The sequence below is a fragment of the Bifidobacterium adolescentis ATCC 15703 genome (assembly GCF_000010425.1).
Lineage (GTDB): Bacteria > Actinomycetota > Actinomycetes > Actinomycetales > Bifidobacteriaceae > Bifidobacterium > Bifidobacterium adolescentis.
In genome coordinates this window covers 1,097,532-1,109,903 of the sequence record NC_008618.1, presented here as the reverse complement: position 1 = coordinate 1,109,903, position 12,372 = coordinate 1,097,532, and the positions used below count along the sequence as shown (strand labels likewise).

General features: G+C 53.9%; 10 protein-coding genes and 1 tRNA gene. 8 read left to right on the top strand and 3 right to left on the bottom strand.

Annotation, left to right across the window (positions count from 1 at the left end; genetic code table 11):
• Positions 1-447: 447 nt before the first annotated feature.
• On the bottom strand, positions 448-786 hold the full coding sequence (locus BAD_RS04770) for a hypothetical protein (protein WP_003807079.1): 339 nt from the start codon (positions 784-786) through the stop codon (positions 448-450).
• 502 nt (positions 787-1,288) lie between these two features.
• On the opposite strand from BAD_RS04770, the gene BAD_RS08640 reads away from it, so the two are divergent.
• Together BAD_RS08640 and BAD_RS04760 are read left to right on the top strand one after the other, a co-directional pair.
• Positions 1,289-1,735, top strand: a complete 447-nt coding sequence (locus tag BAD_RS08640) for a helix-turn-helix domain-containing protein (RefSeq protein ID WP_158001455.1) — start codon at positions 1,289-1,291, stop codon at positions 1,733-1,735.
• A gap of 9 nt (positions 1,736-1,744) precedes the next feature.
• Positions 1,745-2,296, top strand: a complete 552-nt coding sequence (locus tag BAD_RS04760; RefSeq protein WP_041777319.1) for a PIN domain-containing protein — start codon at positions 1,745-1,747, stop codon at positions 2,294-2,296.
• Positions 2,297-2,571: 275 nt separating this feature from the next.
• Here BAD_RS04760 and BAD_RS04755 read toward each other — a convergent pair.
• Positions 2,572-2,642 (bottom strand) — tRNA-Gln (locus BAD_RS04755).
• Positions 2,643-2,752: 110 nt separating this feature from the next.
• Positions 2,753-3,184: a GNAT family N-acetyltransferase gene (locus BAD_RS04750; protein WP_041777318.1), complete on the bottom strand. Its 432-nt coding sequence runs from the start codon at positions 3,182-3,184 to the stop codon at positions 2,753-2,755.
• 158 nt (positions 3,185-3,342) lie between these two features.
• Between BAD_RS04750 and BAD_RS04745 the strand changes: the two genes are divergently transcribed.
• The 6 genes from BAD_RS04745 to BAD_RS04725 all read left to right on the top strand — a co-directional run bounded on the left by BAD_RS04745 (position 3,343) and on the right by BAD_RS04725 (position 12,363).
• Positions 3,343-4,398 carry an acyltransferase family protein gene (locus tag BAD_RS04745; RefSeq protein WP_070105414.1) on the top strand — a complete coding sequence of 352 codons (1,056 nt, stop codon included), beginning with the start codon at positions 3,343-3,345 and terminating at the stop codon, positions 4,396-4,398.
• A gap of 88 nt (positions 4,399-4,486) precedes the next feature.
• Positions 4,487-4,849, top strand: a complete 363-nt coding sequence (locus BAD_RS09000; RefSeq protein ID WP_143245380.1) for a hypothetical protein — start codon at positions 4,487-4,489, stop codon at positions 4,847-4,849.
• A complete protein-coding gene (locus tag BAD_RS04740) occupies positions 4,833-7,184 on the top strand; it encodes a DUF262 domain-containing protein (protein ID WP_113736407.1) in 2,352 nt (783 codons plus the stop codon). The genes BAD_RS09000 and BAD_RS04740 overlap by 17 nt, the downstream gene beginning before the upstream one ends.
• Before the next feature lie 146 nt (positions 7,185-7,330).
• Positions 7,331-9,427 carry a DUF4839 domain-containing protein gene (locus BAD_RS08635; protein ID WP_011743244.1) on the top strand — a complete coding sequence of 699 codons (2,097 nt, stop codon included), beginning with the start codon at positions 7,331-7,333 and terminating at the stop codon, positions 9,425-9,427.
• Between the two features lie 390 nt (positions 9,428-9,817).
• Positions 9,818-10,378, top strand: a complete 561-nt coding sequence (locus BAD_RS09270; protein WP_041777317.1) for a hypothetical protein — start codon at positions 9,818-9,820, stop codon at positions 10,376-10,378.
• Between the two features lie 293 nt (positions 10,379-10,671).
• Positions 10,672-12,363, top strand: coding sequence for a hypothetical protein (locus tag BAD_RS04725; RefSeq protein ID WP_143245379.1), 1,692 nt, complete (start codon positions 10,672-10,674; stop codon positions 12,361-12,363).
• The last annotated feature ends 9 nt before the right edge of the window (positions 12,364-12,372 follow it).

Genomic DNA, 12,372 nt, shown 5'->3' with positions numbered 1-12,372 from the left:
CTTCTGTTGTTTTTCTGTTGTGCCTTCACTATAGGCAGGAAAGTATGCGTACGTCATGCCGCAATCGCCATTTCTATTGTAGACTCATCGGTTCATCTTAAAGAAAGAATAAAAAACGGTCATATATTCTGTTGCGCAGCCTGCCGCAGCGTCGTTTTGGGTAGATGAAGTGCGATTGTTCTGCTGGTTTCGATGCAAATGGTAGCTTTATCGTCGTTTCGAGCAGAAAAGTCAACGGTTTTCTGTTGATTTCAACGCTGGCAGCCCGGTTTGCGTCGTTTCAAGCAGAAGAAGTGCGGCTCGTCTGCCGGTCTCAACGCGAACGGCAGACTTTGCGTCGTTTTGAATGGAAAGACCAATGGATTTCTGTCGGTCTCGACGTGGACGGACTCGGCCTTTTTCTGCACCAGTGGGGATTGACCTTCCGTCGGCATCCGGAGCGAAGGCCTATCGCTTCGAACGCTTGCCTACAAGAACCATGGAACAGCCTGCCGACACGCACAGGTTCACTCCGCAGGTCACCGCCGGCAATAGCCGTATGACCGGCTGGTCATAGAAATCGAGGACATCGGGATCCATGAATCCTGAGTACGCCTCGAAAAGCGGATATGGCACGAGTGCCAGTGTCGAACTCGCAAAGAACAATATCCAGATAACGGAGAGGCACAGGATGAAGGCTCTTCGACCTTCTGGACGGATGGTTTTCGAGAATGCGAAAAGAGTCCATGAAAGCACGGTGATTAAAGCTCCGGCGACATACAGCAGACTCGGAATCTCGTCATACATGATTTCGCCTCCTCTCGATTCGGTTGCAGACGATTCGATCTATCGGCAGTATGGGCTGATTATAAGGCGGCGTTGTTTTTTGCGTCAAGAGGTTTTGGCCGCTCATGGCCGATTTGACGTTTCGCCGGAATCGCAAGGCAATGATGCTGCACGGATCTGGCGAGTCTTCGATACCTGCACATGCCAAGCGAGGGACGATTCATGGGCTGGCAGGGTCGAGGGACCTTCGCAATGCCGTTCTCGCCGCTCGCGAAAACGGTTCGTCATGATTCCGTTCGGCTACAACGCGGACCGAGCGAGCCTGCATTGGAACAACTGGAGCTACTGAAACGGCAAGACCTCCGAAACCGCGATTGCCGACGGCGACGAGGATTCGCCGAAGAAGGAGAAGTATCGGTCAAGGTGGCCGCGGTGAACCTGAAAGCAGTCTAGATTATCCCGATCCACATATTGTCCATTGTGTCCATTTGCCGTATGATGAAAACGGATGGAGGTGGTTGCGATGACCATGATGATGGGTGGCAAAGTCCATAGGACGAGGTCTAAGGCACGGCGCTCTGCTGGCGGAGTTCCCGGAGCGTTCCTGCAAGGGGTGGACGGCACGCGTATCCCGTTGACGCCGGACGACTACAGGCGCGTTAGGGAGTTTCTGCTTGCGGAGCCGGAACGGGCGGTGGCGGATGACGAGCGTATCACGACTGGCGAGGCGGCGCGTATTCTTGGGGTCTCCCAACGCACGCTCACACGCATGCTGGATGCGGGCATGATTCCGTACACCCGCATGGGGGAGCGCAGTTACCGTTTCTTGCGGCTTTCGGATGTGACCGACTACAAGCGCAGACGCGACGAGGCCACATCCAAGGCGTTGGATGAGATGCGTTCCATCGCCGATGAGGACGGCGCGTACGACATCGACTATTCGGATTACCTGTCCCGGTTCGATAAGTAGAGTGCCCTTATGATTGCGCTGCTTGACGCCAACCTGTTCGTACCTACGTGGATCATCGACCCACTGCTTAGCTTGGCCGAGGCTGGTCTGCGCGAGCCAGCATGGTCTGCGAGGGTCATGGACGAGGCACGCTTGGCCATCATGGAAGTGCGGCATGTGCCCGACGTCCGGGCCCGCGGTTTTCTTGACGCGATCTGCAGGGCCTTTCCGATGACCATGGCGGAGGATTGGGAGCGGTTTGAACCGGACGTGAATTTGTCGGACCCCAACGACGGGCATGTGGTCGCGGCCGCCCGTCGGGCCGGTGCGGAAACCATCGTTACATTCAACCTCAAGGATTTCCCCGCAGACGAACTTTCCAGGTACGGACTGCACGCTCAATCGCCGGATGTTTTCCTTACCTCCGTGTTCGATGCACATCCAGAAGAAGCGATGGACGCCATGCGCAGACTGGTCAGCTCCAAACGCCATCCGCCGCGTACCATGAGCGAGGAAATCGAGCATTTGCGCGTCTTGCGCCTTCCGCTGTTCGCACGGAGATTGTCCGAAACGGTAGGCTAATCCCCGTCATCTGCAACACTGCGAATCATACGGTAGGCGCAATCAATGCACAATCTGTGAATAATCGCTAATCCATTGGCTCAACACAACCTATTGCCGCCTTGCACCGTGGAATCAAGCAAATTACGAAGAAAAGGCCGTCCGCACGGCAAGATTTCGGTCGTAGGCGATGGATTCGGACGAGCCGTATCCGAGAGGGTGCCAGTACGAATAGGTGGACTCGGACCGGTCATGTCTAGGGGGTCGGAATAGCCCCCTAGACATAGTCCTTTTTGCTCCCCCACCTGGACTCGAACCAAGACAAAGGGTTCCAAAGACCCGTGTGCTGCCATTACACCATGGGGGAACGGCGATAAAACCCGAGGTTTTCCGCCAAGTGTCTATTATGCCATATGCGGCCATCACCTGATACCGCGTGTCGGACGCTTTCGCAGGTGATGGCCGCTTCCTCCGGATTCAGTTCAATGCCTTGACTAGCCAACCATGCGTACCGTTGTCGAAAAGCTCGCTGGTGATGCGGTAGCCAAGATGTTCATACATCGCGAAATTCTTATCTTCGGAGTGTACGGCGGCAACATGTCCACCGGCCTTCCGGATGAGACGTTCCGCCTCGGCCAGCACCGTCTTGCCGATACCATGGCCACGTTCGTCGGCGACCACGGCCAAACGACCAATCACCCAACGTCCGGGTTGATCGGCATGGTCGAGATCAGGGTAGAGACGGCATGTCGCCACGGCGCGGCCGTTTCCAAAAGCCAGCAGATGCGTGGCTCGGCCCGGCTCATCCCATTCGTCGAATTCCGGACGATAATCCTTCTCCACGACGAACACCGCCGTGCGGATGCCGCGCGCCTCGTCCGTCATCATGTCGTATTCGCGGATCTCCATATGATCCGACACTACAGTCGGGCGGGGAAGAGAGACGAATGGAAGTTATGTGGCGTCGTGTTCGACGATGGCACTGTTGTCGAACACACGCCGAACAACGCACGCCAAACGCACGTAGGCGGATGTATGACAGCCAGCGCACGTGATAGGGTACACCCGTGAACGAAAAAGAGAAGGACTCCGACACACGCATATACGCTTTGGACGGGCTCAGAGGACTCGCGGCCCTGGCAGTGGTCGCATACCATTACACGGGAGGCACCCTCCGCCAACTATTGCCAGGCGCCCAATTCGTCACCCTATTCTTCATTCTCAGCGGACTTGTACTTTCCATCGTTCCGCTACGCGTCGGAATCGACACATACAACTGGCCTCGCTACCAGCTGCGTCGCATCGCCAGACTCGCCATCCCCACCTGCACGGTAATCGGGATCTGCTGTATCGTCTCCACAATCGCCATGCATATGGGGTGGAAAGCGGAAGAATACGCAAACGCGTTCAGCACATCCTCGCCATCAGTCTGGCTCCACAATCTGCTCACCCAACTCGACATGCTTTCAATGACCACCGCCGGCACCAGAGTGGACGGTTCCACATTGGCAATGGTCGACCTGCCATCATGGAGCATGTGCTGGGAATTGCTTTTCAGCCTCGCCCTGCCCGTATACGTCATCATCGCCACCGACATGCGATTCGTGGCACCCATTGCGCTCGCATGCGTGCTGTTGTCGGAGTGGACGCAGTGGCCGCCGTTGCGTCACATGGCCATGTTCGCGCTTGGCGTCGCGTTGGCGAAACGGCTTACGGACAACGGGCGCGAGACGATGCGCGACGTCGTTGCCGTACCGCTCGCCCTGTGTGGCATCGTCTTGGTTTGCCAAAGCGGTTTCGGTTTGCTGCCTGGTATTGTCGCCCAACCTTTGGCCGTGTGCGGATGCCTGATATTGGTGGTGGTCGCACTTACCTGCAACGTGGTATCCAACCTGCTTTCCACGCCACCTGTCCGTTGGCTGGGGCGCATTTCATTCAGCCTGTATCTGACCCATCTTCCCGTCCGCGACTGGATTGTGCCGTACATTCCCGTGCAGGGTCTATTGCGCCCGGTGGTTTTGTTTGCATTGTGCCTTCTGGTGGCGGAGGCGTTCTATCTTGCCGTGGAACGGCCTGCTACCAGACTGTCAAGGAGGCTGGGAAAGGCGAAAAGGGAAGCCTGATGTATTCCGCTTGCATGGTGCTGCGGACTGAATCGCCGGTTTGCATGAATGGCGATTGAGAGACCGGTCTCATAGGTTTTCCGCATCCTTGGAAGTCTTCGTCATCCTTTACCCCATCTCCCTGAGCCAGTGTGCCGGTCGTTGGTCGCGTTTCCGTATCAATCGAACGAAACCAATGCTGCATTGTAGTGGAATCCGCAACCCTGCAGCGTTGGCTGGCAAATGGCAAAACCGTATGATGTTTGCTAACGGCGACGGAATTACCATCGTGTCGTTTCCCTTTATCGGGCTGAGCCGGAGGATAATAGTTTCCGGAAACAATCGTGAATATGACTTCCAGATGTCGTATCAATGTCTGCGACGAGGTCATATGGATTCGGCTGAATTCACCGAAGATTTTAAAGCCGAAAAACAAATTGATGGGGCAAAGAGTTATGGAGAAAATCGATAAAACAGACACGCTTAGAACGATTCTGAGTGGCCGAAAGTACACCATTGATTATTTCCAAAGGGAATATCGGTGGGGAAGGAAGCAAATTGAGCAGATGCTTGCTGACTTTCAAAACACTTTTGAGGAATTCTATAAACCGGATGATCATGATACGCCAGAAGAGGTCATGGACTACGGGTTTTATTACATGGGTTGCATCATTTGCACCGGTGGATCCATAAAGAAGCTTATTGATGGTCAGCAGCGTCTGACCTCGTTGACGTTGCTCATCATTTACTTGAACAACCTGCAGAAGGAAACAGTTGAGGACGAGGATCTTATTGTTCCGTTGGATGACATGATTTTTTCAAAGGCTTTCGGTAAGAAAAGCTTCAATATCGACGTGGAGGATCGCAAGCCTTGCATGCAAGCTCTGTTACAGAAAGATCAAACCTACTTGCCCATGAGTGAGAGTGTGCAGAATATGCTTGATCGATATCAGGATATTGAGGATCTTTTCCCGGATGAGTTGAAAGGAGAAGCGCTACCTTACTTTATTAACTGGCTGATAGAGAAAGTGCTTCTTCTAGAAATCGACACACCATCTGAAGACGAAGCGCACACCATATTCCTTACTATGAACGACCGCGGATTGAGCTTGAATAGTGCTGAAATGATGAAGGCCTTCGTCATTCAGCATGTTGCTGAAGAGGATCGCATTAAGGTCAACCAGGAGTGGCAGAGCAATATCAGCCGTATCAAGAACGCGTCCTCCTATGATACGAGCGGTATGGTGAACACGCAGGATGTGGAGTTTGTCTCCATCTGGCTTCGCGCAAAGTACGCCAACCGTATGCGCGATACCAAACGCGGTGCCAAAGATGAGGACTATGAGCTTCTTGGGGACAAATTCCATGCTTGGGTAAGCAATAATGCCCGTACCGTGATGGGGCTTGCCAAGCCGAATGACTACAAGAATTTTGTTCTTACCGAAATGACGCGTGTTACCGACGTCTATTTACGAATGATGGATTACGGCAGTAAATTCACGACGGGATATGAAGAGGTTTTCTATAACGCAAACCGGGACTTGACCTATCAAACCATGCTCGCCATTGCCGCCATCAAAAATGATGACACTGATGACATAATACAAAAGAAGATACGGATGACGGCGAAATTCGTAGATGACTTCGCTACCATCCGAATTTTGAATTTCAAAAAGGCCAACTGGAATACGAATAAATACCAGTTGTTCCATGTAATGCAGGACATTCGCAATGCAGATTGCAAAACAATTGGTATGGTTTATGTTCGTGCGCTTCGTCGTATGGGCATGTCCGTTGAAGGAATCACCCGTTTTGGTCTGAATCAGTTCTCCAAACGGTATATGCTGCACATTCTTGCACGCTTCACTTCCTATGTGAACGTGCTGATGGGCAATCCGTCGCACTTTGAAGAATACGTCGACCGTAAGCGACAAGGAAACACTTACGATATCGAACATATTCTTCCCGACAAATACGAGGATTACAAAGATGGTTTTGCGGATCTTGAGGATTTCGAGTCCACTCGCAATCTGATCGGGAACCTGATTCTGCTCACTCGTGACAAGAACAGAAGCTACCAGGCAATGAAATACTCGGAGAAGGTTCAAAAGTATGCGGGAGACAACATTCTTGCTCAAGCATTGAGTAGTACGGCATACTCGAAAAACCCGAGTTTTCTTTCGACAGTCGTTGCCAAATATGGCTTCCGAGATATTCCCGATTTCGATAGGCAGAGCATTGTTGACCGAGCTGAGATTTATTTGAAAATGGCCAGTGACATTTGGAATCCGAATGACATCAAGAATATTGCAGGCGGCTGGGACGACGATGAAGAAAAAGCTTTTTTCAAAAACGAAAAAGGACGCGAATTCACGATTGGCTACGCGGAAAGAAGTTGGCCTGATGCCTTGAAATACGGGTTCTTGTCCGCGAGCCTTGGCGGCAGCGGAAAATCGATCTACAACGTTCAAGTTGGAGACACGGTTTACTGCTACATTGCCGGATGCGGATTCGTTGGCATAGGAAAATGCACGTCCACTGCGGTGCCAATGAAGAACTTCAAAGTGATGGCCGATGGCATTCCGACACCCGTATCTGATGCATCATGGCAATCCGAAGAACTAAAGCAGAAGCTCGATTCCAATAAAGAAGTGTTTATAGGCGTTGCATGGAAGAGAAGTGTGACGGATGTTGATGATGGCTATTGGGAGAAAGGGATGACAACCGTCCCGCTGGCTGCCTACATGCTCAACGACAAAACGACATATCAGAAAGTCAAAGAGCATTTCGGATATACAGAAGACTGATTGTAACGAGAAGTCATGTGGAGGTGCCTGTCTTCGGATCCGTGGTGGGTGCTGCTGCGTCATTCGCGACACTTCAACTGAATTATTTTTTTCGTCAAGGTGTAGCATGAGGGCATGTTTCCAAGAGAGTAGACGAGGGTGCCGATATGATTTATCCAACTGGGACGATTACTATTGAAGAGCTTCAGTCAGTCAAACTTCCGGTAGTAAATTTCGCGGAAGGATACAAAGTGGCGGAAGTGGACGTGTTCCTCGGAAAATGCGCCGACACTTTACGTAACGGATATGGGTTGTCTGCCGAAGAGGTCGAGCGGCACTCCTTCACCTCTACGTATATGGGCGGATATGCTATAGGCGACGTGGATTTGCTGCTTGACCGTATAGCTTGGACGTTGAAAAACCGGCCGTCCGGCAGACGGGCCATGCCTACGGCGCAACCGTATGCGCAGCCTATGCCAAATCAATATCCGGCATCTCAACAGTATCCGCCGGCATCGCAATTCCCTGCTGCCATGCCTCCTCAAAACCAGCCGGTTCAATCGCAATATCCGATGCCGTCTCAACCGTATCCGGCAACGCCGCAATCGTCGGCGCCCATGCCGTTGCAAGCCCAGCCGGCACCACAGTATTCAATGCCTCAATATCCAGTCCAGCAGCCGACGACGTTGGGTGGTCTTCTTTCCAAAGCCAGGAAAAACGCTGAGAAGTTCGCGAAAGATAACGATTTGGAGGGCAAACTCGAAACCGGTAAATCCAAGGCGAAAGAAGCACTGTCCAAAGCGAAAAACGAAGCCAGTCGCGCCGCGCAAAATCTCGGAGACTCAATCGAAGAGGCACGCTCGGCATATGAGGAAAAGAAGCGGGTGCAGGAACAGGATTCTGAAAGGCACGCCACCCATACGCCACAGGTTTGGAACAAACCGTTGTACGACGATTCCCCATCACAGCGAACCATGCCGATTCCTCCGGAAGATATGCCGCGTATGACGTTCCCTGGCGATCGCAAGAACGCTGGCTCGGATACTGAATCGAATAAGCAGACGGAAATCGCGGAAAAGAAGGCAGATTCGATTACCGATACGAGAATCGTTCCGGAGAAGACGGAACCGGAGTCCACGAAAGAAAACGTTTCGTCGGAACCGGAACCCGCCGCGGAAATCGTTTCAAAAGAACGGGCGGAAGTGCGGACGGAGGAACCGGCTTCGACGGTCACAATTCCCGTTACCCCGAATGACGCCGATTCCGAACCAACCGTCGCGATGACGGAAAGCGCCGTTTCATCTACACCGCATTGGCCTTCCGATAAGAAACAAGCACAGTCCGACGGGTATTCCGATCACCATGAAGTTGAAACGCATACGGCAACGGCATCCGATGGCTTTGCGGCCCTATTAGAGGACAAGCGGAAACGTACGATCCTTATCGGCTGTGTGGCCGCGTTTGTGCTGCTTCTCATTGCCTTATTCTGCATGAGCCTGTCATCCGAAGATTCGAAGAACGACAAACCGGCGACCACCCCGTCATATTCGCATACGACCGATTCCGACGATTCTGCAGATAACAACAAGCCGTCCACGCCTTCGTTCGAGAAGGTCAACACGAATTCGCTGAAGAACCGTTCCGTGAAAGAGGTGACATCGGAACTTGATGGGAAGAGTCTGTCTTACAAGTTCTTGGTTGACGGGGGAGACGGCAGCGACCAGACGGCAACAGTGAAAACCGCTGTACAGAATGGTGAGGAATGGACCGTCACCGAAGCCAACCAGTCCATGACGGATGGCGAAGTCACCCTGACCGTCCGGGAAAAGGAACCTGCACAACAGCAAAAACCGCAGCAGGCCGACAGCAACGGCATCATCACCGCTGCCAACAATCCGGAATTCGCTGCTCTGCTTGGAGTGAAAGATCCTTTCGATTCGTCCGTTGCCGCATTCGCCGAAAAATACAAGGGACGCACTATTGAATTCGACGGCAACATTGCAAGCATTATACCCAACGATAAGCATCCACGTTACCTGTTTGACGATACGCTGGTATACGCAGGTGATTACAGCACGGAAAGCGTTAATGGACCAAGTTTCAGATTCGAAGGAATCACTTGGAGCGATTTCCACGACGGTTCGGTCGGCATTCCCGCCTTCGTGCGCGAAGGACAGAACGTCCACATCAAAGCAACAGTGGACAAATACAATCCTGACAACGGCATTTTCAAACTGGACCTCGTCGAAATGACCGAACGCTGACAAATCAGGCATTGTGCCGCAGCGGTTGGCAAACAGCAATGCTCTTCGGACTTCTCCGCAGAGCATTGCGCGTTTTCCGAAGACGCGATTACGACGCAAACACGACGCGATTACGACGCGGCTTGTTTCGTGAAGACGCGATTACGACGCGATTCGCTCTCCAATGCGCGACAGTGCGCGAATTGGCATTGCGAGTGCGCGATATAATGCGCGCTCGCCAACAAACAGAGCTTTGCTGCCAATCTACTTCTGAACGACAGTGCCACCGTTTTCCCTCTATGTCCAACTCCGGAAAAACGGCTGGGACACGAGCGGATCATCCTGTCATCGCCGAACGTGGGATTGGCGGGCATACTGGTGCCGAGGCATCTAGAACAAACCATCGGCTACATGGAGAACAGCGGAAACATCCTGATATTCTCCGACATCTACGACACCAGAAGCGGGCGAGGTTGCAACGTGACGCTTCTGACGGAGGACAGCCAGTCACTGCGCGACCTTGCAGACCGAGCCGGCATCTGGACGGAACTCGAGGAAAGACATCCCGGTCTCACACCGGGAAGAATACTGCAAGGCGATCATGCCGTGTTCGGCTGCATCGTCATCCACGATAACCTGCGCACGCACGGCGAATTCGGCCTAGAATTCGCCGGCGTCGCGGAGGTCGCGGTGTATGCGAAGCTGCCTCGAGGATTCCAGATACCGACCCCCGTGGGCAACTACGCGCCCGACTGGGCGGTGGCGTTCCGCGACGACAGTGGCCTTAAGCGTCTGTTCTTCGTCGCCGAGACCAAGGGCACCTTGGAGTCGTTCGACCTGCGTGGAATCGAGAACAGCAAGATCGCCTGCACGAAGCGCCCGTTCAACGACCTGGACCTCGCCGACGGAGCCCGCTACGAGCAGGCGACAACCTACCAGACCCTACTCGACGAGGTGAAAGCCCTGCAGTGATAAAGGGAAATCGTTGTGATGGTGATGAATCAGCAATGGACATCGCCATCACAACGTTTTTTGTCATGCATTTGTCCTGAATCGAATGAGCTTGGAAGCGTCGGCAGTTTCCTTTTTGGTTCCCAACATAATTACGAGATTTTGTCAACTTCCGTGTGGTTGAGGTCGAACTAATTCCTGATAGTGCTCATGTCGGCTTGCTAGAACCCATCAATTCAGTCTTCTGCGAGTATCGTTGAAAGTAACGCTTTCTCTCTGGGCTTGATACGCAGCGACGTGGAGGATGTTATTGCATGGCACAGCGGTTTGATTATGGTGATGAAGACATGCCGATCGTCAGTTACGATTTGGTGTTCCCGGACCGGCGACGGCTCCTGCCCGTATCCGGAGGCACCAGTTCTGCGCATGGATTTCCGGACCAGACGGAACAGGACACGCCAGAACGGTTGTCCGACCATATCGAATGGGATCCCCGGTTGGATCTGGCGGACAGGGTCGACTATGCCGTCGCGGCGGCCAGCGGCGTCGTCGCCGGTCTGGTCGATTCCCTGTTCGTAGGCGAGCTCTCCTTGGACCGCGCCGGGGAATGGGGTTCCAAAACGGTTGAACGCCTGGTCGTCGGAATCGCTTGTGCCGAGGGATACAAAGGCGATTCCCTCAAGGAGGCTATAAGAAACCTCGAGAAGGTCCATCCGCTGGCGGCGGACGGGAACACTCCGGATTTCGGAGGGGGACGGCAGCACCATTTGAGGGATTTCGCCCACCATTTCGGCATCGGTGGTTTGGCCGCGTCGATCTTCACGCAGTTCACCGGACTGTCGATCGGAACCGACACGGCCGGAAGGCTGGTCGTCGTGCGGATTCCCGAGGACCATAGGCGGTATCTGGGCAGGGACGTTCCCGAAAAACTCGTCTTCGGAACCGTCGAATGGTTCTTCCACATGGTGAGCGACATGGCCGGTTCGAGCGGTAACGCCGGCGCGGGGACGGGAATTCCCGGACCGTTGCTCTCGTTCATGAAGGAACTGTCCGTCCTGCCGTTCTTCAGGGATTCCGGAACCGACGGCATGGGCTTCAGACTGTGGCTGTCCAAAATGTTCAACGGGACGTTCCTGGCGGAGCATGACGCGGACGGGAGGATCATCAAAGGCACGGAACGCCGGTTCGACCTGCGTATGGAGATCGGTGTCCTGGGCGAGATCGGCAGGCAGTCGATGCCCGTCGTCATCAACCAGTGCGTCACGCGCGCCTTCTACTTCTGCCGCAGGCTCTCCCGCGAGATCGACGCCCTCGGCATCGGCGGCGTTGGGGATCTCGGACGTATCGCCCCCGAGGATGTCCTTCCGTGGGGAACCCCGGCCATGCGCCGCATGCTGACCGTGTCCAGCGGCGTGTTCGTGGGTGTCGACATCGCCGACGCCGCCGTGCACGCGATGGCGGGCGAAGACAAGGCGCGGGTGTTCCTGCTGCGTGTCAACTACGTCGGAATCGCAACTTTCGTGGTGTCCTGCGTCGTGGACGCGAAAGCTGTGATGGCGGAAAGGTGGAAGGACGATGCGGAGCGCGAGAGGGACGCCATCGAACACGAGCTGGCGGACCTTGATTGTCTGGAACTTGACCCCCAAAAGGCGCGCGTGCTCCATTCCCTCATGCGACAGAAGGTCCTGTACGACATCGAACGGGAGAAACACGACAGGCACGCCGAGAGGAAGGGGAAATGGCTTGATGAGTGGTCGCGGCGGATCACGCAGACCATCGGCGTTGAAGGGGACGGGTACTTCCTCGACGGAAAATCCCTGTATGACGAGATCAACGGGACCGTCGGGGCCGGCAATGGCGAATGGCTCTGGCTCGTGGCTTTGGAGCTTGTCATGTTCAAACCCTATTTCCCTCTGCATGGAGACAACGACAAGGAGTATAAAAGCCTTAAAGCCCGTTCGGACTACATCGGCGACGTCTTCTGCCAAATGTCTTTCGTCAAATAAATCTGCGTG

Bases quoted from the DNA above. Each gene is read 5' to 3' on its own strand.
- BAD_RS04750 (WP_041777318.1), bottom strand. From the start codon at position 3,184: ATGGAGATCCGCGAATACGACATGATGACGGACGAGGCGCGCGGCATC.
- BAD_RS04760 (WP_041777319.1), top strand. From the start codon at position 1,745: ATGATTGCGCTGCTTGACGCCAACCTGTTCGTACCTACGTGGATCATC.
- BAD_RS08640 (WP_158001455.1), top strand. From the start codon at position 1,289: ATGACCATGATGATGGGTGGCAAAGTCCATAGGACGAGGTCTAAGGCA.
- BAD_RS09270 (WP_041777317.1), top strand. From the start codon at position 9,818: ATGGAGAACAGCGGAAACATCCTGATATTCTCCGACATCTACGACACC.
- BAD_RS04770 (WP_003807079.1), bottom strand. From the start codon at position 786: ATGTATGACGAGATTCCGAGTCTGCTGTATGTCGCCGGAGCTTTAATC.
- BAD_RS04725 (WP_143245379.1), top strand. From the start codon at position 10,672: ATGGCACAGCGGTTTGATTATGGTGATGAAGACATGCCGATCGTCAGT.
- BAD_RS08635 (WP_011743244.1), top strand. From the start codon at position 7,331: ATGATTTATCCAACTGGGACGATTACTATTGAAGAGCTTCAGTCAGTC.
- BAD_RS04740 (WP_113736407.1), top strand. From the start codon at position 4,833: ATGGAGAAAATCGATAAAACAGACACGCTTAGAACGATTCTGAGTGGC.